Source organism: Bartonella eidoli, from assembly GCF_036576145.1.
In the GTDB taxonomy this organism is placed as follows: domain Bacteria; phylum Pseudomonadota; class Alphaproteobacteria; order Rhizobiales; family Rhizobiaceae; genus Bartonella.
The window spans coordinates 20,266-43,924 of the sequence record NZ_JBAFWX010000006.1 but is presented as its reverse complement, the minus strand read 5'-3'; the positions used below and the strand labels follow the sequence as shown (position 1 = coordinate 43,924).

Below are 23,659 nucleotides of genomic sequence, written 5' to 3'. Positions count from 1 at the left end.
AATTAATCTCTTCTATTCTAATAGAAATTACCAAGACTACAGGTTTTTAAAGTTAAGAAGAAAACAATAAAACTTACAGCTCATTTAAGCGAAACATATTTGTGATATATACAAATTCTGTTAAAGCTTTCTTCTGTATTAAAAAGTCATCAAATACAAAAATTAGAACCGTTTCATTTCCCACACTGTTATACGCTCACCAGTTTTTGGATCTTTACTGTCTTTTAACGATATCCCCTTAACCTCAAGTTCATCACGAATTGCATCTGCAGCTGTCCATTCTCTATTACGGATAAGCTGTAATCTTTCAAAAATCCGTTGATCAATAAATTTTGTATCTAATAAAGCTTTCTTTATAAATAATGGGCATTTTACTTCTTTAATCCACTCTTCCCGCAATAATCCAAGTAATTTCATCCCATTGAGGAGAGCTAAAGCATCCCCTCCTTTATAAAATTTTCTCAAAAGAGAAATTGTATTCGGAGTATTAAGATCATTACTTAATGCCTTTATAAAAGAGTTATCAAAAATCTCATCCTGCTTTAAACACTCTTTTTTACAACGCAAAAACTCATACCAATGATACAACTCACTACTAGATTGTGTTAAACGATGAGCTGTCCAATTTAACGGTTCACGATAATGAGTTTGTAGCATCGCAAACCGCATAGATAAACCAGCCCAATTTTGTTTTATCTCATCTGGTATGTCATCATTAAATTCGAAAAAATTACTCTCTAAAATAGAACGAATAGTGATGAAATTACCAAGGCTTTTTGACATTTTCTTGCCTTCCACCTGTAAAAAACCGTTATGGATCCAAAAATTTGCCATTCGTTCAGTCCCAAAAGCTGAACAACTTTGAGCAATTTCATTTTCATGATGAGGAAAAGTCAAATCAATTCCACCACCATGAATATCAAAAATATTTGCTGTTGGATTATCAAACATCAAACCACCACCATATGGAGTTAATAGCTTTGCCATCGACATTGCGGAACACTCAATATGCCAGCCTGGCCGACCCAAAACAGGAATTCCCGCTGGTGATTCCCAGCCTGGTTCTCCCTTTTCAGACGGCTTCCATAACACAAAATCCATTTCCTCCCTTTTATAAGAAGCTACATCAACACGTGCACCCGCTCTCATCTCATCTAATGAGCGTTTCGCAAACTCCCCATAATAGGGACGCTTTTTTATACTACTTACAGAAAATAATACATGATTTTCTGCTTTATAAGCATGTCCTTTTTCAAGCAATCTATCAATCAAAGAGCGCATTTCCTCTAAATGATCAGTTGCACGCGGTTGACTGCTTGGCAATAAACAACCAAGCGCTATTGTATCTTTTTGAAATTGAGAATATGTACGTTCAGTTAATTTACGAATAGCATCATTAAGAGATAATTCTGGATATTCATAAGCTGCTCGCGCATTAATTTTATCATCTACATCCGTAATATTGCGGACATATATAACATGATCATCTCCATAAACATGACGTAATAAGCGAAACAAAACATCAAATACAATTATAGGGCGTGCATTGCCTATGTGAGCATAATCATATAATGTTGGGCCACACACATAAAGACGTACCTTTGTAGTATCTATTGGTATAAAGCTTTCCTTTTTGCGTGTAAGCGTATTATAAAATCGCAGCTCTTTCATAGTTATACTCCATTAGCGATATTATTCGCTACTTTTCTAAGTAAAGATCATCTAAAACTGTCGGATTATATGGGTTGAGATTAAAAATCTATATATCTTTGTAAATTTTCATAACCATTTCAATTTTATCGATGTTGTATTTATTCCCCTATTTTACAAAAAAATTCTATTTTCTTTATTGAATAAAAAATTTCATTAGTAAAAGCTCCATATTCCTTTTTCAAAACGACAGAATTAGTTAAGAAAGGAATCTTCAATACTAAAATGCAACGTAAATTTATGCACAAAATGAACGACATGCAAAAAATTTGAAATTTTCAATTCAACAATGCTGAACAAAAATTCTCCCATTTATAACTTTTGTCCTGCCCCTTATGCTCTAAATTTTGTAATATATTCGCTATTTTAATCACTAATACGTAAGCCTTTTTTGTCATACTCTTTATTAACTATGCTCAATAGTAAAATTACTTTATCAAGAATAACCAATCTCATAAAATTTACTAAAATCAAAGAAAGCAATAAAATGCTGTATCATAAAATAATGAAAATCAATATCTTAATATTTTTCTTAACTTCAACACCAACTTTTGCACAGCAATACCCACCATACGATACAAAGTTATTACGATTGGCAGAAATTTTAGGTTCCTTGCACTTTTTACAAAACCTTTGCAATGCTCCAACAAGCCGATGGTACGATTATATGATTAAATTAATTGAAGCAGAAAAACCAACGCCACAAAGACGTGCTTATTTTTATGAAGCGTTTAACGGCACTTATCGTGCTTTTTCAGAAAATTATCATTATTGTACACAATCAGCAATTGAAGCAAAGAAAGAGTATATTAAAGAAGGCAAATCATTATCCGAAAACCTTCTCATACATTTTAACAATTAGCCTATAGCCTATTAAAAATATTACATCCTGAATGAGCTAATCATGAAAATCTCACTTAACTTACTCCAGTTATTAAAGAATAAGAAACAAAATAGCCTATATTCATATATGATAGAGCTATAGCCTCTTCTTTCTCACAAAATCATTTTTAAATGAGACATTTTCATGCAGGTTACGCTAAAGATTCTATAAACTTAATAGGCTCACCCTGTGAAGGTGTAACAACTTCACCTTCCCACATAACCCGCATACCACGAATAATAGTCCCTACAGGCCATCCTTTAACCTTTTTACCATTATACGGTGTCCAACCTGCACGTGAGCCAACCAATGCATTTGTAATAACACCTTCCCGCTTAAGATCAACAATAGTTAAATCAGCATCATATCCTACAGCAATACGTCCTTTACGACTTATACCAAAAATCCGACTAGGACCATGCGAAGTAAGGTCAACAAAACGTTCAAGAGACAATTTTCCTGCGTTTACATGTGTTAACATAATTGCTGCTGTTGTTTGCACACCTGTCATCCCTGAAGGTGAAAAAAAGTAAGGCTTATGCTTTTCTTCTAAGGTATGAGGGGCATGATCAGAGCCTAAAACATCAATAATACCTTGCTGAACACCATACCAAAGAGCTTCTCGGTGGCAGCTTTCACGGATAGGTGGATTCATCTGAATCAACGTACCACAACGCTGGTAATCATCAGAAGTAAAAGTCAAATGATGGTGAGTAACTTCAATCGTTGCTATATCCTTATAATTTTTTAAAAAATCAACTTCTTGCGCTGTAGAAAGATGCAAAACATGAATGCGTGCCTTCGTTTCATGCGCTATTTTAACCAAACGCTGTGTACATTTTAATGCTGTAACTTCATCACGCCAAACTGGATGTGATGATACATCCCCTTCAACACGCAATATTTTACGTTCATTAAGTCTTGCTTCATCTTCAGAGTGAAAAGCAACACGACGGCGTGTATTCTGCAAAATAAGACGGACACTTTCATCATCATCCACCAAAAGATCACCAGTAGAAGATCCCATGAAGACTTTAATCCCTGCAACGCCAGGAAGCTTTTCTAACTCAGCCAGTTTGTGTATATTTTCACGCGTTCCTCCAACCCAAAATGCAAAATCACAATGCATCCGATGAAATCCCCGTTTAACTTTATCAGTCAATGTTTCTTCTGATGTAGTCAGTGGATTCGTGTTAGGCATTTCAAATACTGCTGTAACACCCCCTAAAACCGCAGAATATGAACCACTTTCCAAATCTTCCTTATGTTCATGACCTGGCTCACGAAAATGAACTTGACTATCAATAATACCAGGCAAAATATGAAGCCCTGTACAATCAATCACTTCACCTGCAGATGCACATGTAAGATCACCAATTTCAGCAATACGACCATTCATGATAGCAACATCACGCTTGCTACTTCCATCATGATTCACAAGTATTGCGCCTTTTAAAATTGTATCAAATGTTTTAAACATAACCGTGCTCCTTACATATCTCCTTTTTACCGATTATGTAACTTTGAGCAGAAAGGCAATAACTATGAATGAAAAACAAAATGCTATTTGCTTAAAAAATCGTAAAATGATTAAAGTTACAGGTGAAGATGCAACACATTTCTTACAAGGCCTTATAACCACAGATGTAAAAAAAATTGCACCACAAGAAACTTTTCCTGGAGCTCTCTTATCCCCACAAGGAAAAGTTATTTTTGACTTTTTAATAAGTAAAATAAATGATGGCTATCTAATTGATATCACCTCTTCTTTGGCAGATAGCCTACAAAAGCGCCTTCTTCTCTATAAATTACATAAAAACGTAGAAATTACACAACCACTAAAAGAAATCATAACGATTTCTTGGCACAATGAAACAAGTATCTTCAATGATAATTTAGTTTTTATTGATAAGCGATTTCCACAAAAAGAAAAAATATTACGATCATACGGAGAAATACCTTTTTTTGCTCCTGAACATAATGACAATTGGAATCGGCTGCGTATCCGTTATGCAATTGTAGAAAGTGATCAAGACTATGAAATAGGCAAAGTATTCCCTCACGATATTAATTATGACCAAATTAATGGATTAGTATTTAACAAAGGGTGCTATATTGGACAAGAAGTTGTTTCACGGATGCATCACCGTCGTGCAGCACGTCGCCGTGTTTTGATAGTAAAGGGGGAAGATATATTAAATCCAGAATTTAATATTCAAGCAGGATCAAAAGTACTTGGGAAATTAGGAACGTGTGTTGAAAATGAAGCTTTAGCTCTCATGCGTATTGATCATGTGAAAGATGCGATGGATAACGATATCACATTTACAGTAGGGAATACTCCTGTCACAATAAGCATTACTGAAAATATGAATTTTACCTTTCCTGAAACTACTGCAGAAAATAACTAATGGCTAAAACTGAATTATCACAAAATGGAGAAGTACGCGCTTGGCAAAGAATGCTTTCTGGCCGGCGACTTGATCTATTAAACCCCTCACCTTTTGATATAGAAATTAAAGATATTGCCCATGGACTTGCCCGCGTTGCACGTTGGAATGGCCAAACTGTAGGAAAATATGCTTATTCTGTCGCTCAGCACTCACTTTTGGTAGAACAAATATTTCAAAAACTTTTTCCGCAATCGCCGAACAACAATGAATGCCTTTATGCTCTCCTCCATGATGCACCAGAATACGTTATTGGTGATATGATTTCGCCTTTTAAAGCTGTCATAGGAAAAAAGTATAAGCTTATTGAAAAGCGCATACAAGATGCTATACATATACGTTTTTCTTTACCGATTAACCCTTCTCAAAAAATTTTAAAAAAAATAAAACAGGCCGATCGCATTGCTGCATTCCATGAATCTATCGCCCTTGCTGGTTTTAATCCAGAAGAAGCTCTCCGTTATTTTGGTCCTTCTAGTAGTACTTCATTTGATCAGCTTAATCTGAAACCACATTCTACACAGCAAATTGAAAACGATTTTTTAAACCGATTTTATGATCTTGATGCTGAAAGATCATACTAACTTCCCTCATTGCCTACTATTTATCATTGCACCCCAAAATAATAAATATATTTGAATTTTATATGCTTTTTATCATTTATACCTATTTAAACATAGTCATAAAAAATACAGCAAATATATATTTAAAAATAGAAATCGTAAGATATTGATATTTAGCAACCATTCCTTTTACAAGAAGTTATAACTTAGAATATAAAGGCACATCTCATAATTGAAAAAGTATTATTTATAGCTTGCTATTTTAAATAGTCTAAAAAATTTCTACAAAAGAATATACCAAATTAACATGACTGAGTAATGAACATTATCTTTTTTTTATTACATTGTATGTTTACTAAATTTTATTTAAGCTTATAAGTTTCTGCATCTGCTGGAAAAGAACGTGATTTAACATCATTAGCATAATTCTTGATAGCTGCATGTGCAGCTTGTTCAAGAGCACCATAACGGCGTACGAATTTAGGTACATAGGTGCCATAACCCAGCATATCTTCCATAACCAATACTTGTCCATCACACTTATTAGACGCACCAATACCAATAGTTGGAATAGAAAGCTTTTCTGTAATTCTTACTGCTAAAGGTTCTACAATCCCTTCTACAACAACAGCAAAAGCACCTGCTTCTTCAAGCGCTATCCCATCATTTTCAATCTTTTGCCAATCATTTTCCTTTCGCCCTTGTATTTTGAAACCACCAAAACAATTCACTGCCTGTGGAGTGAGACCAATATGTCCCAAAACTGGGATACCGCGTCTACATAAAAAATCAACTGTTTTTGCTATATAAGTCCCTCCTTCGAGTTTAACTGCACCACATCCAGTTTCGACTAAAATTCGCGACGCATTAGAAAAAGCTTTTTCTGGACTTTCTTCATAAGAACCAAAAGGCATATCAACAACGACAAGTGCCTTCTGAGATCCACGCATAACTGCCTTCCCATGCAAAATCATCATATCTAAATTAACAGGAAGTGTTGTATCAAACCCATAAGCAACCATACCAACGCTATCGCCAACCAAAAGTAAATCGCAATATGGATCAGCAATCCGTGCAGTATAAGCATGGTATGCTGTTAAAGAAACGATCGGTTCCTGTCCTTTTCTTAATCGTATTTCAGAAGCAGTAGTACGCTTTATAGTTTCATGAACACTCATCCTCAACCTTTCTTATTGCAATATATATTGATCAATAAGTCGAACTTCACCAAAGCGTACAGTTAATAACAAAACTGCAGGTTGAGTCAGTTTTCCTTTGACCACACATAAAGTTTTTACATCTCGTAAATCTACGGATTCAATAATCGCTCGTGTTTCTTGTCTTAAGATATCACGAACAATCTTGCATAATTTATCAACCGACCGCTCCCCTTGACAATAAAGTTTTTCAGCAGCCTTACCACTTTCAAAAATAATTCTAGCAGCTTTACGATCTTCTAATGTTAAAAACTGATTGCGTGAAGAGCTCGCTACACCATCTGCTTCACGTAAAATGGGCACTCCAATGACTTCAATAGGAAAAGCTAGATCTTTCACCATACGGCGAATAATTAAAAGCTGTTGAAAATCCTTTTCCCCAAAAAAAGCCCTATCTGGCTGAACAATATTAAAAAGCTTAGCAACGACACTGGTTACACCACAAAAATGACCTGGCCGTAATCTTCCCATTAAAGTACGTGACAATTTTTCTACTTTCACAATTGTCTCATTTCCTGATGGCCATATTTCCTCTGTAGAAGGTGCAAAAACATATTCAACACCTGCCTCTTTCAATAAGGCACAATCTCCTATCAAATTTCTGGGATATTTATTAAAATCTTCATGAGGGCCAAATTGCTTCGGATTAACAAAAATAGAAACCAATATTCGATCACACATTTCCCTCGCTTTTTGTACTAAAGCGAGATGACCATCATGCAATGCTCCCATAGTTGGTACAAAACCAATCGAGTATCCCGAACATCGTTCTTTTGCAATATACTGACGCACTTCCGTAATTGTTTTTAAAACTTTCATTTTTACATTCTGTTTATTTCAGTTAAACCTACATTGGGTTTTTACATACAAAATCGTCGTTCAAATAGTTGCATCAAATTAATACGCACCGATGGTTGCTTTATATTACGTGGCTCCCAAACATAACGCATCAAAAAAAAACCTGTTAAAAGAAAACCGTTCATTATATCATTAAAATCAATATGATAATCACTTTTTTGCACAAGAAATTGCGGCAAAACCAAAAGCTTTTTTTTCCAAGGGCGCCCAGCTTCCTCACATACAGCCCGCCCTGACTTTGGTGACACATAATAAAGCTTATCCTGACTACCTGTCGCAGCACAACGAGATAAATCAAGGCCAAAGCCAAGTTCTTCAAGAAGCCGCATTTCAAAACGCACAAGTAATACCGCATTTTCAAACGGCTCATTAAAATTCTGTGTAAAAAGATGCAAAATATCGTATAAAATAGGATGTGGATCACGCTCAGGAAGTAAACGTAAATGAAACGCTAGCAATTGCAAAGTATAAAGTGCCTCTGGAATGAGAATTAATCGTGCAGCGTGCAAATCAAGCGCTTCAACCCTAAAAAGCCCCAAATGTTCATCTAAACGAGCCCACCACTCAACTTCAACATAATTCCCAGGCTGAAGAAGAGCCGCCATACGACGCGAGCGCCCTCCTTTTACCATGCCCATATAACGGCCATGTTGACGAGTCATGATTTCAAGAACAACACTCGTTTCACCATGTTGGCGTGTACCAAGAATAATAGCCTGTTCTTTCCATTTCATTTTGTTTTATGTGAAAAATCTAACCCGATTTCGCGATAACGTTCTGGATCAGAATCCCAATTATCACGTACTTTAACGAATAAAAAAAGATGTATCTTCTGGCCCATCATTTCCATTAGTTCTTTACGCGCTTCCTGACCAATTGTTTTAATTGTGTTACCCTTTGCTCCTAAAACAATTTTTTTCTGACTACAACGCTCTACATATATAACTTGATTAATTTTAACCGAACCATCTGGGCGTTCTTCCCAATTTTCTGTTTCAACCGTTGAAGAATAAGGGAGTTCATCATGAAGACGAAGAAAAAGTTTTTCGCGTGTAATTTCAGCAGCAAGCTGGCGCATAGGCATATCTGAAATTTGATCTTCCGGATAGTACCATGGACCATCCCGCATCATTGCACTTAACGCATAAAGTAAATCCTTACAACCAGATCCGTTTAAAGCAGAAATCATAAATGTTTGCAAAAAATGTACCCGCTCATTAATTTTAGCGGTTATTGCCAAAAGAGATGATTTAGCTACTGCATCAATTTTATTAAGCACGAGGATTTTATCATGCTTGATATTTTTTATAATATCCAACATCGTATAAATCTCATCAGAAAGACCACGCTGAGCATCAACCAAAACCAAAAGAACATCAGCATTCTTAGCCCCACCCCAAGCTGCAGATACCATAGCACGCTCTAACTGTTTATGGGGACGAAAAACACCTGGTGTATCAATTAAAATAATTTGCGTATTATTATGAATGACAATCCCACGAATCAAAGTGCGTGTTGTCTGTACCTTATGTGTTACAATTGAGACCTTTGCTCCAACCAACTGATTAACTAACGTCGACTTTCCAGCATTAGGCATCCCAATGAGCGCAACAAACCCAGAGCGTGTCTTGATAACATCATCCATTACCACTTTCCCCTGTAGTTTCCCATACACCTTCTCGTCGTAAAACTTTCTCAGCTGCCATTCTTTCAGCATACCGCTTAGAACTACCCTGCCCAACCTCTGACGCAAAACCAGAAATACTAACCTCTACCATAAAAACAGGGTCATGATCTGGGCCATAACGATTTATAACTTGATAATACGGTTGTGCACTACCTTGTACGTGAGCCCACTCCTGCAGCTCTGTCTTAGCATCACGACGACCAGCTTCTGTCTTTTTTGCTCTACCTTGCCAATATTTTTGAATAAAGGGCTTAACGCTCTCCACCCCTCCATCAAGATACATCACAGCAATCAAGGCTTCAACTACATCAGCGTGCATATTCGTAAGTCGACGCCCTTCTAAATTCTTTACTTCGAAGCCAACTTGAATCATATCAGGTAAACCCATTTCTAAGGCTATATCAGCACATGTCTGTGCATTTACCAACCCATTTAAACGCACCGATAGTTCACCTTCACTTGCTTCAGGGAAAATTTTATATAGCATTTCTGCAACCAAAAGCCCAAGAACTCGATCCCCTAAAAATTCCAACCGTTCATAATTTCCCTGCTCAAAGTCTTGCACACTAGAATGCGTTAATGCTCTTTTTAATCTATCTTCATCCTTAAAATGATGCTCAGTCAGTTTTTCAAGCTGATCAATGATTGAACGATTCATCGATGATCTCCTGCTTATTAAGCGGTAAATCGTGAACAGTATTAATAAAAGAAAATAAGCGATTCCAACGTACATCAAATGGCCAACGCCAAAGCTGCCAAGCACTTGAACCATTACTGATAGAGAAAAAAATTAAGCTTGCACGACCAATAAGATTTTCTTCTGGAACATAACCCACATCCAAACGGCTATCATCTGAATTATCGCGATTATCACCCATCATAAAATAATGTCCTAGAGGAACTTCAAAAACTTTTGTCTCATCAACTTGTGGAAAAAAGCCTAAATCAAGTGTATCATAACTAACACCATTAGGCATTATCTCACGATAAACATCAACAGGTCGATTAACTTCTGTTATATCAGGGTTATCAACCTGTCCCATAAAGCGACGCGGTACAGCTTCATCATTAATATATAAAACACCTTGACGAACTTGAATACGATCTCCTGGTAAACCAATAACACGCTTTATATAATCAATCTCTGGATTACTCGGCAAACGAAAAACTACAACATCTCCACGCTGAGGTTGAGATGACCAAATACGCCCAGAAAAGATAGGAGGAGAAAATGGTATGGAAAAATGAGAATATCCGTATGAGTACTTAGAAACAAATAGATAATCCCCTACTAACAAAGTAGGGCGCATTGAGCCAGAAGGGATACTAAAAGGCTGAAAAAAAAGCGTGCGAATAAGTGCAGCCAAAAACAAAGCCTGTATCAAGACGAAAAAAAATTCAAGAATTCCACCTTTTTTTTCCTGCTTATGTATTTCTTCTTTTTGAATCATTACAGACTACCTTCTATCATAGATACAACCAGCTTCTCATCATAATATTTTAATATAGGAATGCATTCTCCCATAATATTTATCCATGTGGAAGTGCTTCAATAACAATAAATGCCTGCGCCCAAGGAAAATCATCCGTTAAACTGAGATGGATAACAGAATAATGATGAGGAGGTAACAATTTTTGTAATTGAATTTGTGCACAATTTGTTAATTTCATAATTGGTTTCCCAGAAGGTAAATTAACCACCCCTATGTCTCTCCAATTTATACCACGGGCGATTCCTGTGCCTAAAGCCTTAGCACATGCTTCTTTAGCGGCAAATCTTTTAGCGTAAAAAGACGATTTTTTTTTGAGATTTTCAGATTCACTCCGTTCAACGTCCGTAAAAACACGCCGAACAAATCGATCACCATGACGAATTAACATTTTTTCAATGCGTCTTACATCAATTAGATCGTTCCCAATACCCACAATCATAAGATATGACCTGAACTTTCTTGTTGTAAATGTCTTTTTTTCATAATTTTTTGTCGTCGTTTTTGTTGAAAACGAGCTATTGCCCTATAAACACCTATATAAGATAAACTGCTTAAAATAGCACCTAAAATAACGCCTCCTACAATCATTGGCCTCATAATTGAGTTCCACGTATCCCTAAAAAGCAAAGGCATATTTGAAAATGTTAAACTACTAAAGAGAGCACGAATTTGCGAAAGAGAAATTTCATCCACATTACTAAAGAAAGATAAACATAAATAGCCTATTTTATAATCTACCATAACAATAAGTAAAAACGTAAGTGGATTAGAAAAAATAGTCCCAAGAATTGCTGCCGCAAAATTTCCTCTTAATACCCAAGAAAAAAATACCGCCAAAATCATATGTACCCCAAGGAGAGGAGAACAAGCTAAAAAAATTCCGATAGCAAAACCCAACGCCACTTTATGCGGCGTTGCTGATATCCGTAAAATACGCTTACGCATATAACAAAATGAGCGAGAAAATGAACAACGTGGCCACAACAAAAGTTGCATACGATTTATAAAACCTACTGATTTTAAACGACGAAAAAGCATATAATTCTCAATACACACCTTATAAAAACAAAATAATTCGTGTAATTCACATTAATCATACCGAGTTCTGGCATTAAAACAGACAATTATAAAGTTAATTAAGAATTTCAAATATTTCGACTTCCCGGCTTAATCGCTGGGATCATAGCAAGCTCGGCAGGAAGCGCATCACTAGCATAAGATGCTATCTCATATTCAGCAAGTGCAATCAATGGAACTCCAACATCAACCTTGCCGTTAGAACGATCCAGAATACACGCACTTGCTACTACATTCGCTTCTACTGCGGTTAAAGCCTCGATTGTCTCACGAATTGAAAGGCCTGTCGTCACAATATCCTCAACCACCACAACCTGCGCACCTTTCTCAATTTTAAAACGGCGTAATTGAAATACACCATTTACACGTTCCACCCAAAGAGAAGGAACACCAAGATGACGTGAAGTTTCGTACGATGGGATAAGACCGCCAACTGCAGGACCAATAACGTAATCAATTTTGCCCATAACACATTTCTTAATTTTTTCAGCCAATCCACGACATAACTTTTCTGTCAAGTCAGCATGCATAAATACTTTCGCTTTTTGTATATAAGCAGCACTATGGCGACCTGACGTCAAAATAAAGTGCCCTTTCATAATAGCATCCGCTTTTTTAAAAATATCAATTACATCTTGTGTATTCATTGCAAAACTCTCAATCTACCCATAAACCCTACACACTGCACTAACCGAATCTACTTCTTTTAGCTGAGAAAAAATACAATTCAAATGTTTTAAATCCCAAACTTCCAAATCAATTATAATTTCTGTAAAATCCGGTGCAGTACATATAAAAGATAAATTTTGAATATTGGCATCATTTACTGAAATGATCTGAGTAATTTTAGCCAGTGAACCAGGACTATTAATAGCCAAAACATTTATCCGCGCAGGAAAACGTTCATTCATTTGAGCGTCACTATCCCAGCGCACATCAACCCACCTTTCTGGCTGATCATCATACGCCATCAAAGCTGAAGACTGTATCGGATAAATAACAATCCCTTCTCCTGGTTGCATAATACCAACAATTCGATCTCCTGGAACAGTCCCTTCAGGAGAAAATCGCACTGAAACATCTCCTCGAATTCCTCTAATAGGTATTGCTTTATATTGCTGTTTGCTATTTGAAATTGCATTTTTTTCATTTTCTGGAGTTTTAAAAGTCATACCTTGAGAATCTTCAATATTCACCCAGCTTTCTTTAACTTCAAAAGATAATTTATGTACCACGCGATGATCTTGATATTCAGGATCAATAGCTCTAATTACATCTGCTGAAGGCAGCTCACCACGACCAACAGCCGCCAACACGTCTTCTACATCTTTACGTGCCAAACGTGGCAAAACTTGTTCAAGAATATCTTTTGAAAACTGCTTTCCTATATATTCAAACGAACGTTCAAGGATACGATATCCCAAACCAGAATATTGCTTACGCACTTCTGTACGGCTTGCTTTACGAATAGCTGAACGAGCCTTTCCAGTTACAACCAATAACTCCCACGCAGCTGGCGGAATCTGAGCTTGAGAGCGTATAATATCAACTTCATCACCATTTTTTAATTTGGTTACTAAAGGCATAATGCGACCATTAATTTTTACTCCCACACAAGAATTTCCAATATCTGTATGAACCGCATAAGCAAAATCAATAGGGGTAGCTCCTTTAGGGAAAGCAATTAGCCGACCTTTGGGTGTAAAACAAAAAACTTGATCTTGAAAAAGCTCAAGCTTTGTATGCTCTAAAAATTCTTCAGGATTATCCCCATCTGCCAAAGATTGAATTGTCTGACGCAACCAAGCATACGCATCAGTTTCATTTGATAGCTTCAAAGTTGAATAATTAGAACCGCGATCTTTATAAATAGAATGTGCAGCAACACCGTATTCAGAAACTTCATCCATAGCAGCAGTTCTAATCTGTAGCTCAACGCGTTGTCCTGAAGGACCTACAATTGTTGTATGAATGGAACGGTAACCATTTTGTTTTGGGATAGAAATATAATCTTTAAAACGACCAGGAACCATCGGCCATGTAGTATGAATGACACCAAGAACACGATAACAGTCATCTACTGTTTCAACAATCACACGAAATCCAAAGATATCAGATAATTGTTCAAAAGATAACGCCTTACTTTCCATTTTACGAAAAACTGAATATGATTTTTTTTGGCGACTTTTAACGTGAGCTTTAATATCATGTTGAAGAAAAAGTTTTGTCAATTCATTTTCAATCGTAGAAAGTAAATCACGATTGCGCTTTGATAATTCAGAAAGTCGATTCGTAATAGCACGATAACCTTCTGGATTTAAATAGAAAAAAGATAGATCTTCTAATTCTTCACGCATATCCTGCATACCCATACGACCAGCAAGTGGCGCATAAATATCCATTGTTTCCTCAGCGATTCGACGACGTTTATCATCACGCATAACCGCGAGAGTACGCATATTGTGAAGACGATCTGCAAGTTTGACTAAAAGAACACGAACATCATCAGAAATCGCAATTAAAAGCTTACGAAGATTCTCTGCCTGTACTGCTTTTTTCGATACAAAATCAAGCTTATTAAGCTTTGTAAGCCCTTCAACCAATTTCCCAATTTCAGACCCAAAAAGATGGTCAATTTCTACCCGTGTAGCACTTGTATCTTCAATCGTATCATGCAGAAGAGCAACAGCAATTGTCGCCTCATCTAACCGCATATCTGTTAAAATAGCGGCTACCTCCAAAGGATGGGAAAAGTAAAGATCTCCTGAAGCACGCTTCTGATGAGCATGCTTTCGCATCGCATAATCATAAGCCTTACTTAATAAATCCCTATCTACGTCAGACTTGTAACGCTGAACACGCTCGACAAGTTCACACTGACGCATCATATCAGCATATCCCTTATACTACCAAACCCCAACTCTATTGCACATTGATCTCTCACCACCGTTAAGCACAAAAAGCAACAGCTCCGCACCCAACAACCTATATTAACTTTATAACAGTGGACTTCAAAAGTTAATAATCATCACTTTTCTCAGGAACAACTAAACCTTCAATGCCCGCCAAAAGATCCTCTTCCGACATATAATCAAATGAAGACCCCTCATCCTCTGATGAAGTTCCCAAAACACTTTCAGATTCACTCGAGAGAGAAATAAATTCGCTCGATACTTCCGGCTCATCTACTTCCACATGTTTCTGCAGCGAATGAATAAGATCTTCTTTTAAATCAGCAGGAGATAACGTTTCTTCAGCTATTTCACGCAATGCAACAACCGGATTCTTATCATTATCACGATCAACTGTAATTTGCCCACCCTGTGAAATCTGACGCGCTCGATGCCCCGCTAAAAGCACTAACTCAAAGCGATTATCAACTTTATCAATACAGTCCTCTGCAGTTACGCGGGCCATTTATACCTCTTTTCTTAAAGGTTGTTCTATATGGTTTTTAAAAAATATTGTATAACAATATACAACAATCAGAAGAAAACACAAGCATCAATATTTTTTTGTAAAAACATCTTAATTTATAAAAGTCTAAACAACTTACTCAAATAAGCTACGAATGCTTTTTCAAAATGAACGATTTAAATATTGTGCCCACGAACGAAATTCCTCTCTACAAAATATTATTCTAAAGTGATATGAATTTTTATAACACTTGGAAAAATTTTAATCCTATCGCATAAAATAATTAGTCAACGTTTTCTTTAGTTAAAGAATTTCTAAAATTGCACCTCTACACAAACAGTCAACAATAACTTTGTGTTTAGCCATTATATTATAAACAGCTTATTTATAATAATCATGAAATTGTTTACAAATATGATATCTTATACATAGCTTTAAGAGTTTTTTACAAAAAATGATTAATATTTGCGACTATGAATAACCAATTAATGTCACCTTACCCAGAACCTCCTCAAAATTGTAACTTATGCCCCCGTTTAAACAAATTTATCGCTGACTGGCGTATAAAAGAGCCGACTTGGCATAATGCACCAGTCAATCCATTTTTCCCCTATAATGGCGCAGCTACGACACGTCTTTTGATTATTGGTCTTGCTCCTGGATTACGCGGAGCAAACCGAACCGGCCGTCCCTTCACCGGCGACTATGCAGGACACTTACTTTATTCTACTTTAAAAAATTTCGGTTTTGCCCGAGGCACCTTTGAAGAAAAAGCAGATGACAATCTCGAATTAATTGACGCAGCAATTGTAAACTCAGTCCGTTGTGTTCCTCCAGAAAATAAACCCACTGGAACTGAAATCAATACTTGCCGATATTTTTTTTCGCCCCTTTTAACAAACCTTCCCGAGCTTAAAGCCGTTATCACTCTTGGCACCATAGCCCATCATTCAACCATACGTGCCTTAAATGAAAAAATTCTAGCACATCCCTTTGGACATGGGAAAATAAGTGATATAGGTAGATTGCGCATTTTCTCAAGTTATCATTGTTCACGCTATAATACCAATACCGGTCGACTGACAGACATCATGTTCCATAAAATCTTTCAAGCCGCAAGAACATATCTAGATCAATGCTAAAACATTTTTTAAACCCTATAGAACAAGATATATGATTATCTATATCTTTTTAAAAGTCGTTCTTTTTCACGTCCCCAATCACGCTTCTTTTCCGTTTCTCGCTTATCATGAAGCTTCTTTCCGCGAGCAAGAGCAATCTCTAATTTAGCACGACCTCGCTCATTAAAGTAAAGTTTGAGCGGAACAAGGGTCATTCCTTCGCGAGAAGTTGCATTAAAAAAACGAGCCATTTCACGCTTTGTAATTAATAATTTACGCAAACGGCGTGGCTCATGATTAAAACGATTAGCTTGTGTATATTCAGAAATATAACTATTAACTAACCATAACTCTCCATTTTCGAAGCTAGCGTAACTTTCAGCAATATTAGCACGATTGGAACGTAAAGATTTTACCTCCGCACCCTGAAGAACAAGACCAGCTTCAATATCATCAAGAATTTCAAAATTGAAACGAGCCTTACGGTTATCAGCGATTATCTTCCGTATTGAAGCATTCTTCTTATTCATGACTACATTATAATATTATTTACTTTTTAATAAGACCCGCATGCTGTAAAGCTAAATCAATAGTCTTCTTTGTAGCATCTGTTAATGGTACAATCGGTGAACGAACAGTATCACCACAAAGACCTAATTTTGCAGCAGCATATTTAATACCTGCAGGACTTGGCTCAATAAATACTGCACGATTGAGAGGCATCAAACGATCGTTTAATTCTAACGCTGTTTTATAATCCCCATGAGAACAAGCAGCATAAAGCTCTGCACACAACTTTGGAGCAACATTAGAAGAAACCGAAATACATCCCACACCCCCATGTGCGTTAAAACCTAACGCAGTACTATCATCACCAGAAAGCTGTATAAAATCTTTACCACATTTTTCACGTTGTTCACTAACACGCTCAATTTTACTTGTCGCATCTTTAACGCCAATAATATTTTTAAAGTCCCTGTAAAGATCTTGCATAGTTTCTACAGCTAAATCGATAATAGAGCGTCCAGGAATATTATAAATTATAATAGGAATAGAAATAGCCTTAGCAATTGAAGAAAAATGCGTATATAAACCACATTGGTTAGGTTTATTATAATAAGGGGTTACAGCTAAAACCATATCCGCACCAGCTCTTTCTGCATGCTGCGCGAGCTCTACAGCTTCACTTGTACTGTTTGATCCAATTCCAGCAACAACAGGAACGCGTTTGGCAACCCTCTCAACACATAACTCTATAATCCGCTTATGTTCTGCATGGCTTAAAGTCGCCGACTCACCCGTTGTGCCAACAGGACTTACACCGTTGATACCTTCTGCAATCTGCCAATCAATAAAGTTGCAAAATGCCTGCTCATCAATAACTCCATTGCGATCAAATGGTGTAATAAGCGCGGTCACGGCTCCTTTGAGCATAATGAACTCCCTGTAATGTTAAGCTTATTTAAAAACTGCTTTATATAAATAATAAACGATAGAACATAATCCCGATATAAATAATAAACGATAGAACATAATCCCGCTCTATTATTGAAGCAAGATGAATTTCACAAAAGATTCAACAAGATTAGCTCATACCATTAAACTCTAATTCAAAAGTATCATTTGTACATTAACACGTTCTTCACGCTTATATTTTAAAAGTTTTAGAGTGTCCACAAAAAGCAAGGTCTCAAGGTCTTTTTCTATGCGTACATTCTCTAACTCCTTTTTCGTGTTAACTTTTACTATACTCATACTTGCAATAAAAGCTTTGTTTGCAAATACATTTGCAAAAGCAATTCCTTTGCACAAAAAAGCTCCAATCCCTCTAACTAAGCCTAGTATATCTACCACGAATACACAACATAAAGTACCACTGAAACATATCTATGAGATAACTCATAACACCCCTGCTGTCAGAGATATAACTGCACTTACTCAGCTTAAATCTGGTTTAGACGCACTTTCAAATAACAATATTTCACAAACAATAACCCTTCGTAATTCATTGAAAAAAGATAGTCTTGACCGTCATATCTTGACATGGGCAATCAGTTTATCAAACAAAGCAAACATACCAAGTTCTGAAATATTCAATGCAATTAATGAACTTCAAGGGTGGCCTGGCATAAACATCATGCAACGTAATGCTGAACGCGCTTTTGTCAATGAGATTTATGCTACGCATTTAATTATTCAAAAATTTTCTCATCACCCTCCTCTTACAGCTGAAGGCATGGCTGCTTTCATTAAAGCTCTTATCATTACTAAACAATTCACCCGTGCACAACAAGTTATCGCTCCATGGTGGCATACAACGAAACTCAATGAACAAGAAGAAGAGCTTATTCTTAAAAATGTAAGTACTGTATTAAAGCCTATAGATCATCTAAAACGCATGCAATTTATGCTTTACGCACATAGGATAGATTCAGCTGCAAGAGTTGCCAAATTAGCTCATGCCCAATCTCTTTTTGATGCATTTTCTGCCGTTGAAAGAAATGATCCTAAAGCTGCTCAAAAATTACGATCTGTTGATCGATCGTGGCAAAAAAGCCCTCTTTTACAGTTTGCTCAAATTCGCTATCTTCGAAGATCTGGGCAATATAGTAATGCAGCAGCACTTATGATGAAGGCCCCAAAAGATGTATCACACCTGATTAACCCTGATGCATGGTGGATAGAACGGCGTGTCCTTTCTCGCGAAATGCTTGATTTGAATAAACCTCAAATTGCCTATCAACTTGTTGCCACCCATACCGGTATAACATCTTCATTGGCTGTTGATGTTGAGTTTCATGCAGGATGGTATGCACTGCGATTTCTACACAATGCTAAATTAGCTATGCATCATTTTTCGCGAATCCCCCAATTATCTTCGTCTCCTATTTCAGCGTCTCGCGGATATTATTGGATGGGAAAAACAGCGGAAGTTTTAGGAGAACATAAAAATGCTCAGCATTACTTTCATCACGCAGCCCATTTTAATGCAACTTACTATGGGCAATTAGCAGCTTCACGGCTTAATAGAAAAAGACTCAATATTGCTTTTCCTAAACCAACAACCGTTGAACGACAACGTTTTTATGCACGGAAGAGCGTTCAAGTAATTCAACGACTTGAATTAGTGGGCTATAATAATCTTGCTAAGCTTTTCTATAAAGAACTGGGGAAAAAAATAACAAGTCCTGGAGAATTAGCTCTTCTAGCCGTCATGGCAGAAAAAAATGGCGACTATTATACTAGTCTTAAAATTGGAAAAACTGCTATCTTCCAAGGTAAAAATGTTGGTGCACTTTCTCATCCGATCGGTGCTATTCCAGCATCTACCAATATTTCTACAATAGAACGAGCTCTTGTCTACGCCATTGCACGCCAAGAAAGCGAATTTAATCCAACGGCTATATCAAAAGCAGGAGCACAAGGTATGCTCCAATTACTCCCCACAACAGCAAAAGCGCTTGCAAAGAAGCATTCTATTACATGGTCACCTACAAAATTTAGTAATGACACTAGTTATAATGTTGTCTTAAGTGCTCATTTTTTAGAAGAACAATTAGAACGTTTTGGCGGATCCTATATACTAACCCTTATAGGTTATAATGCGGGTCCCCGTCGAGCTAATGAATGGATAAAGCGTTACGGTGATCCTCGTGGACAATCTCTTGACACGGTCATCGACTGGATTGAACGCATCCCTTATTCAGAAACACGTAATTATGTAATGCGTGTCATGGAAAATTATGAAGTTTACAAAGCACGACTTACAGGAACAACAGATATAAAAGCTGATCTTATCGCTGGAAGGTAAAATAATAAAACATCTTACTTACTGAAAAACAATTCATTATTCATAATCAAAGCATTATACTATTACCCAAATGAGCAATGTAAAAATTAATCTTAGAAGTCTTGCAAAATCAACTAAATATCAACGATACTCTCATGATTTTATTCACCTTTGATGGAGGTGGAAATGGAAAGCTACCTACACGTTTTAATGCTGACATAGCTAATTGATCAAGTTCTATATTACCTGAAGAAGTTACAATACGACTAGAAAAAATATCCCCCTGTTCATGCACTCTAAATTCTAACTGCACAGTTCCTTTTGCACGACTAGTATATTGTCGCATAACATATTTTTTTTGTTTCTCTAATTGTGCTTGTACCTTTGCCAACCATTCGGCTAACAACGCATTCTCAAAAGCCGCCATATCGCCATTACGACGAGCGGCAGATTTGTTTTTCATTTTTGCACTGGATTGCTGCTTTACTATCGACTTTGGCTTCTGCAAAGCTTTTTTGACATGCACTTTTTGCTCTATTTGGGGGATAGATACTGTAAAATCATTTTTTTCTACAATATTTTGAGATTCTTCTGGCTGAATCTCTTCCACTGATTCTGATGGCTCTAATAAATCAGAGTGTAACGTTTCTGAAACTGTATTGGTATTCGATGTATCTTCTGTATCAATATTTTCTTCATACATGTTCATATCTGAATATGCTACCTCTTGATCTTGTTCAAAAGTCAACATAACTGTCTGTGAAAGCATGCCATTGCTTATACCAGTATCACGAGAATAAAACTGCGCTCCTAATCCTACATGCAAAGAAAAAGCACCAATAAACGCGCTAACCCAAAGGATTAATGATCGCTTAATATTTATAAAATTCATAGTTTTTCACCGTTAACTTAAGATGAAACTAGTGTTCAAAACTATTAAAACAGGCAATTGAAAAATTGCAATTTTTTTCTTGATTGATTTACTCATGTTTAATATGGTTTTTGTGTGGTTTTGTATTAATTTCAAATCATTCCCTACTTGGCTGGCTAATTTATTATCAGCGGGTCAAATGTTTTAATGTCTAAATTTTAAGCCTGCGGAGGGGGGCAATTAAGAAAAGGTTATGACGTGTTATGCTAGTGAGACGAAAAAATATCTACAGAAACTGCCTAATTTTAAGTGCTCTATCGGTCTGTATACCTTCATTTGTTTTTGCACAAAATAATGATAAAGATTCTATAACTGAGCTCCAACCAATTGTTATTAAAGGAAAAAAAGACGCTTTGGATTCGGCTACCATTTTAACCAATCGTATAACTTCTAAGGATATTAATGCGAAGCAAATAAGCGATATCTATGATGTTAGCCGTCTTGATCCGTCTGTGTCCTACAACCCAAAAAAGAATAGCATAGCGATTCGCGGTTTAGATGCAGACCGTGTTCTTACAACGATAGATGGTATTGCTCTACCATGGTTTGAAGATATAGTTCGTGGAAAAGGTGGTAATACAACATTTGACTTTGGTGCACTATCCACCCTTGATATTATTCAAGGAGCAGATTCAAGTATCTATGGATCTGGCGCATTGGGAGGGGTTGTTTCTTTGCGCACCCTTAATCCTGAAGACCTAATTACTAAAGAAAAAAATTGGGGAGGTCTTATAAAAGGTGGTTATAATTCCGTTGATAATAGTTGGCGTTTAGATCAAGCTATCGCAATACGTAATCACCAAACGTTTTTGCTTTTTCAAGGGTCTCGTTCAGAGGGTCATGAGCGCAAAAATATGGGAACAATAGAGGGTTATGAAAACCGCACACGCAAAAACCCTGCTAATTTTGACCAAAATAATTTACTTTTTAAAATTCATCAATACTTCGGTGACGAACATAAACTTGGTTTTACAGCAGAGCGCTTTCACCGTCACAATAACACCCATACATTGAATGCTTCTACGAGATATTCTCCAGGATCCGTTTATGATCAAGAGAAGAAACATCGTGAACGTTTTTCTCTTTCTTATGATTATAATGGCCATGGTGACACTATTTTTGATGCATTTCATGGGCAACTTTATTGGCAAAAGCAACTAACTAATCATATCATGAGTGGGCATCGTGTTAGAGCCCCAAAGGGAGCATACCTTAGAGATAATGTTGTTCATGATACCAATTACGGTTTTAATGCTAATATTCTAAAAAAAACGAATATTGGTAGTGTAAGCCATACAACAAAACTCGCTACAAATGCTTCATTATCTAAATTTCACCATTATATGTTAGGTAAAGATAGTTGTCATTTACCAGAAAATGCCCAAGGTTGTGCTTTCTTGCCAGCAAATCAATCAGAATCGCCAGATACCGATAGCTATATTTTTGGTTTAGCTTTGGAAGATGAGATGGGCTTTGCTGATAACCACTTCCGTGTAACACCTGGAATTCGTTATGATTGGTATAAGCATACCCCTCAAAAAACAGCATCTTATGAAAAAGCGCTCGTTACTGATGGATATCCTCCAGAGAAAAGTGGATCACATTTTTCTCCTAAATTACGTATGGAATGGGATGCTCGTGATCAAGTGACATTTTTTGCCCAATGGTCTCACGCTTTCCGCGCACCACGTGTTTCTGAGCTTTATCTTTCTTACATCAAACCCGGTCTTTATTATGTCAAGGGAAATTCTGACCTTAGGCCAGAAACGAGTAATGGATATGATATTGGTATAAAGTATGGAAATGTAGACTTTGGTGGTTCTATTAGTGCTTTTACAAATCAATATAAAGATTTTATAGATACTATAGATAAAGGACCATCAGAAGAATTTAAATTTTCACGTCGTCACTATATAAATCGTTCAAAAGTACATATTTGGGGTATCGAAACAAAGGCGCATTTGATTCTTAATAACGACTTTCATAGCAAGTTTTCCATTGCATATTTACAAGGAAAAGATATTGACAAAGATGAGTATCTAAACTCAATTCCACCCTTAAAAGCAGTTATCGACTTAGGATATTCAAAGAAACTTTGGGGAACCAATGTTGTCTTTACCATAGCGGCTAAACGGGATAAAGTCGCAAAAGAAGCTGATCACCAAAAAATTCCGGGGTATAAAGTAGTTGATATTTCAGGTTGGTGGAAACCATTCGGCGAAAAAGGACTTGTTATAAAAGCTGGCGTTTATAACCTGTTTAATACAAAATATTGGGAGGTATCAGATATTCCTACCAGTAAAGGTACAATACCACTGGATTATTATACTCAACCTGGTCGTAATTTGAGGGTATCATTTGTGCAGAAATTTTAATCTTTTCTATTAAACAGTTGATTATTTTTAGAAATCATATCGATAAAAAATGGGTTGTTAGGTTATTGTATTTGCGCTTTAGTTTTT

Annotated in this window: 22 protein-coding genes; 6 read left to right on the top strand and 16 right to left on the bottom strand. The window is 36.5% G+C overall.

All coding sequences use genetic code 11. The features are described from left to right. Positions 1-162: 162 nt before the first annotated feature. Positions 163-1,671, bottom strand: a complete 1,509-nt coding sequence (gene cysS, locus V5N68_RS05015; RefSeq protein ID WP_332066092.1) for a cysteine--tRNA ligase — start codon at positions 1,669-1,671, stop codon at positions 163-165. 526 nt (positions 1,672-2,197) lie between these two features. Between cysS and V5N68_RS05010 the strand changes: the two genes are divergently transcribed. Continuing rightward, entirely contained in the window at positions 2,198-2,572 is a 375-nt protein-coding gene (locus V5N68_RS05010; RefSeq protein WP_442879694.1) for a TIGR02301 family protein, read from the top strand. Positions 2,573-2,744: 172 nt separating this feature from the next. Here V5N68_RS05010 and V5N68_RS05005 read toward each other — a convergent pair whose 3' ends face one another. Next, positions 2,745-4,073, bottom strand: a complete 1,329-nt coding sequence (locus V5N68_RS05005; protein WP_332066091.1) for a dihydroorotase — start codon at positions 4,071-4,073, stop codon at positions 2,745-2,747. 64 nt (positions 4,074-4,137) lie between these two features. Between V5N68_RS05005 and ygfZ the strand changes: the two genes are divergently transcribed. Both ygfZ and V5N68_RS04995 read left to right on the top strand, forming a co-directional pair. Beyond that, positions 4,138-5,004: a CAF17-like 4Fe-4S cluster assembly/insertion protein YgfZ gene (gene ygfZ, locus V5N68_RS05000; protein ID WP_332066090.1), complete on the top strand. Its 867-nt coding sequence runs from the start codon at positions 4,138-4,140 to the stop codon at positions 5,002-5,004. After that, positions 5,004-5,627, top strand: coding sequence for a YfbR-like 5'-deoxynucleotidase (locus tag V5N68_RS04995; RefSeq protein ID WP_332066089.1), 624 nt, complete (start codon positions 5,004-5,006; stop codon positions 5,625-5,627). Before ygfZ ends, V5N68_RS04995 begins: the two co-directional genes overlap by 1 nt. Before the next feature lie 341 nt (positions 5,628-5,968). Here the strand turns inward: V5N68_RS04995 and panB are convergent, their stop codons facing one another. The 11 genes from panB to rpoZ all read right to left on the bottom strand — a co-directional run bounded on the left by panB (position 5,969) and on the right by rpoZ (position 15,355). Next, positions 5,969-6,784 (bottom strand): 3-methyl-2-oxobutanoate hydroxymethyltransferase, encoded by an 816-nt coding sequence (gene panB, locus V5N68_RS04990; RefSeq protein ID WP_332066088.1) that lies wholly within the window; start codon positions 6,782-6,784, stop codon positions 5,969-5,971. A 12-nt stretch (positions 6,785-6,796) separates the two neighbouring features. Beyond that, positions 6,797-7,642, bottom strand: a complete 846-nt coding sequence (gene panC, locus V5N68_RS04985) for a pantoate--beta-alanine ligase (protein ID WP_332066087.1) — start codon at positions 7,640-7,642, stop codon at positions 6,797-6,799. A 41-nt stretch (positions 7,643-7,683) separates the two neighbouring features. After that, positions 7,684-8,415, bottom strand: coding sequence for a DNA repair protein RecO (gene recO / locus V5N68_RS04980; protein ID WP_332066086.1), 732 nt, complete (start codon positions 8,413-8,415; stop codon positions 7,684-7,686). Further along, positions 8,412-9,326, bottom strand: coding sequence for a GTPase Era (gene era / locus V5N68_RS04975; protein ID WP_332066085.1), 915 nt, complete (start codon positions 9,324-9,326; stop codon positions 8,412-8,414). Before era ends, recO begins: the two co-directional genes overlap by 4 nt. After that, positions 9,319-10,026 carry a ribonuclease III gene (gene rnc / locus V5N68_RS04970; RefSeq protein ID WP_332066084.1) on the bottom strand — a complete coding sequence of 236 codons (708 nt, stop codon included), beginning with the start codon at positions 10,024-10,026 and terminating at the stop codon, positions 9,319-9,321. Before rnc ends, era begins: the two co-directional genes overlap by 8 nt. Beyond that, complete coding sequence (gene lepB, locus V5N68_RS04965; RefSeq protein ID WP_332066083.1) at positions 10,007-10,819, bottom strand: signal peptidase I; 813 nt, start codon at positions 10,817-10,819, stop codon at positions 10,007-10,009. The genes rnc and lepB overlap by 20 nt, the downstream gene beginning before the upstream one ends. Positions 10,820-10,898: 79 nt before the next feature. Next, the gene (acpS, locus tag V5N68_RS04960; protein WP_332066082.1) at positions 10,899-11,300 is read right to left on the bottom strand and encodes a holo-ACP synthase; all 402 of its coding nucleotides are present in this window, start codon (positions 11,298-11,300) and stop codon (positions 10,899-10,901) included. After that, positions 11,297-11,899 carry a DUF2062 domain-containing protein gene (locus V5N68_RS04955; protein ID WP_332066081.1) on the bottom strand — a complete coding sequence of 201 codons (603 nt, stop codon included), beginning with the start codon at positions 11,897-11,899 and terminating at the stop codon, positions 11,297-11,299. Before V5N68_RS04955 ends, acpS begins: the two co-directional genes overlap by 4 nt. A gap of 107 nt (positions 11,900-12,006) precedes the next feature. Next, positions 12,007-12,585, bottom strand: a complete 579-nt coding sequence (pyrE, locus tag V5N68_RS04950; RefSeq protein WP_332066080.1) for an orotate phosphoribosyltransferase — start codon at positions 12,583-12,585, stop codon at positions 12,007-12,009. Between the two features lie 15 nt (positions 12,586-12,600). After that, positions 12,601-14,826 carry a RelA/SpoT family protein gene (locus tag V5N68_RS04945; RefSeq protein ID WP_332066079.1) on the bottom strand — a complete coding sequence of 742 codons (2,226 nt, stop codon included), beginning with the start codon at positions 14,824-14,826 and terminating at the stop codon, positions 12,601-12,603. A gap of 130 nt (positions 14,827-14,956) precedes the next feature. After that, entirely contained in the window at positions 14,957-15,355 is a 399-nt protein-coding gene (rpoZ, locus tag V5N68_RS04940) for a DNA-directed RNA polymerase subunit omega (RefSeq protein WP_332066078.1), read from the bottom strand. A gap of 473 nt (positions 15,356-15,828) precedes the next feature. Here rpoZ and V5N68_RS04935 point away from each other — a divergent pair, with 473 nt between their 5' ends. Then, positions 15,829-16,497: a uracil-DNA glycosylase gene (locus V5N68_RS04935; protein ID WP_332066077.1), complete on the top strand. Its 669-nt coding sequence runs from the start codon at positions 15,829-15,831 to the stop codon at positions 16,495-16,497. Positions 16,498-16,532: 35 nt separating this feature from the next. Here the strand turns inward: V5N68_RS04935 and smpB are convergent, their stop codons facing one another. Beyond that, on the bottom strand, positions 16,533-17,006 hold the full coding sequence (smpB, locus tag V5N68_RS04930; protein ID WP_332066076.1) for an SsrA-binding protein SmpB: 474 nt from the start codon (positions 17,004-17,006) through the stop codon (positions 16,533-16,535). 19 nt (positions 17,007-17,025) lie between these two features. After that, positions 17,026-17,910, bottom strand: coding sequence for a 4-hydroxy-tetrahydrodipicolinate synthase (gene dapA, locus V5N68_RS04925; RefSeq protein WP_332066075.1), 885 nt, complete (start codon positions 17,908-17,910; stop codon positions 17,026-17,028). 271 nt (positions 17,911-18,181) lie between these two features. On the opposite strand from dapA, the gene V5N68_RS04920 reads away from it, so the two are divergent. Continuing rightward, positions 18,182-20,287 (top strand): lytic transglycosylase domain-containing protein, encoded by a 2,106-nt coding sequence (locus V5N68_RS04920; RefSeq protein ID WP_332066074.1) that lies wholly within the window; start codon positions 18,182-18,184, stop codon positions 20,285-20,287. Between the two features lie 109 nt (positions 20,288-20,396). On the opposite strand, the gene V5N68_RS04915 is transcribed toward V5N68_RS04920, so the two are convergent. Continuing rightward, a complete protein-coding gene (locus tag V5N68_RS04915) occupies positions 20,397-21,158 on the bottom strand; it encodes a TonB family protein (RefSeq protein WP_332066073.1) in 762 nt (253 codons plus the stop codon). A gap of 242 nt (positions 21,159-21,400) precedes the next feature. Here V5N68_RS04915 and V5N68_RS04910 point away from each other — a divergent pair, with 242 nt between their 5' ends. Continuing rightward, the gene (locus tag V5N68_RS04910; RefSeq protein ID WP_332066072.1) at positions 21,401-23,572 is read left to right on the top strand and encodes a TonB-dependent hemoglobin/transferrin/lactoferrin family receptor; all 2,172 of its coding nucleotides are present in this window, start codon (positions 21,401-21,403) and stop codon (positions 23,570-23,572) included. The last annotated feature ends 87 nt before the right edge of the window (positions 23,573-23,659 follow it).

Coding starts and splice junctions, on each gene's coding strand:
- cysS (WP_332066092.1), bottom strand. CDS start 1,671: ATGAAAGAGCTGCGATTTTATAATACGCTTACACGCAAAAAGGAAAGC.
- V5N68_RS05010 (WP_442879694.1), top strand. CDS start 2,198: ATGCTGTATCATAAAATAATGAAAATCAATATCTTAATATTTTTCTTA.
- V5N68_RS05005 (WP_332066091.1), bottom strand. CDS start 4,073: ATGTTTAAAACATTTGATACAATTTTAAAAGGCGCAATACTTGTGAAT.
- ygfZ (WP_332066090.1), top strand. CDS start 4,138: ATGAATGAAAAACAAAATGCTATTTGCTTAAAAAATCGTAAAATGATT.
- V5N68_RS04995 (WP_332066089.1), top strand. CDS start 5,004: ATGGCTAAAACTGAATTATCACAAAATGGAGAAGTACGCGCTTGGCAA.
- panB (WP_332066088.1), bottom strand. CDS start 6,784: ATGAGTGTTCATGAAACTATAAAGCGTACTACTGCTTCTGAAATACGA.
- panC (WP_332066087.1), bottom strand. CDS start 7,642: ATGAAAGTTTTAAAAACAATTACGGAAGTGCGTCAGTATATTGCAAAA.
- recO (WP_332066086.1), bottom strand. CDS start 8,415: ATGAAATGGAAAGAACAGGCTATTATTCTTGGTACACGCCAACATGGT.
- era (WP_332066085.1), bottom strand. CDS start 9,326: ATGGATGATGTTATCAAGACACGCTCTGGGTTTGTTGCGCTCATTGGG.
- rnc (WP_332066084.1), bottom strand. CDS start 10,026: ATGAATCGTTCAATCATTGATCAGCTTGAAAAACTGACTGAGCATCAT.
- lepB (WP_332066083.1), bottom strand. CDS start 10,819: ATGATTCAAAAAGAAGAAATACATAAGCAGGAAAAAAAAGGTGGAATT.
- acpS (WP_332066082.1), bottom strand. CDS start 11,300: ATGATTGTGGGTATTGGGAACGATCTAATTGATGTAAGACGCATTGAA.
- V5N68_RS04955 (WP_332066081.1), bottom strand. CDS start 11,899: ATGCTTTTTCGTCGTTTAAAATCAGTAGGTTTTATAAATCGTATGCAA.
- pyrE (WP_332066080.1), bottom strand. CDS start 12,585: ATGAATACACAAGATGTAATTGATATTTTTAAAAAAGCGGATGCTATT.
- V5N68_RS04945 (WP_332066079.1), bottom strand. CDS start 14,826: ATGATGCGTCAGTGTGAACTTGTCGAGCGTGTTCAGCGTTACAAGTCT.
- rpoZ (WP_332066078.1), bottom strand. CDS start 15,355: ATGGCCCGCGTAACTGCAGAGGACTGTATTGATAAAGTTGATAATCGC.
- V5N68_RS04935 (WP_332066077.1), top strand. CDS start 15,829: ATGAATAACCAATTAATGTCACCTTACCCAGAACCTCCTCAAAATTGT.
- smpB (WP_332066076.1), bottom strand. CDS start 17,006: ATGAATAAGAAGAATGCTTCAATACGGAAGATAATCGCTGATAACCGT.
- dapA (WP_332066075.1), bottom strand. CDS start 17,910: ATGCTCAAAGGAGCCGTGACCGCGCTTATTACACCATTTGATCGCAAT.
- V5N68_RS04920 (WP_332066074.1), top strand. CDS start 18,182: ATGCGTACATTCTCTAACTCCTTTTTCGTGTTAACTTTTACTATACTC.
- V5N68_RS04915 (WP_332066073.1), bottom strand. CDS start 21,158: ATGAATTTTATAAATATTAAGCGATCATTAATCCTTTGGGTTAGCGCG.
- V5N68_RS04910 (WP_332066072.1), top strand. CDS start 21,401: ATGCTAGTGAGACGAAAAAATATCTACAGAAACTGCCTAATTTTAAGT.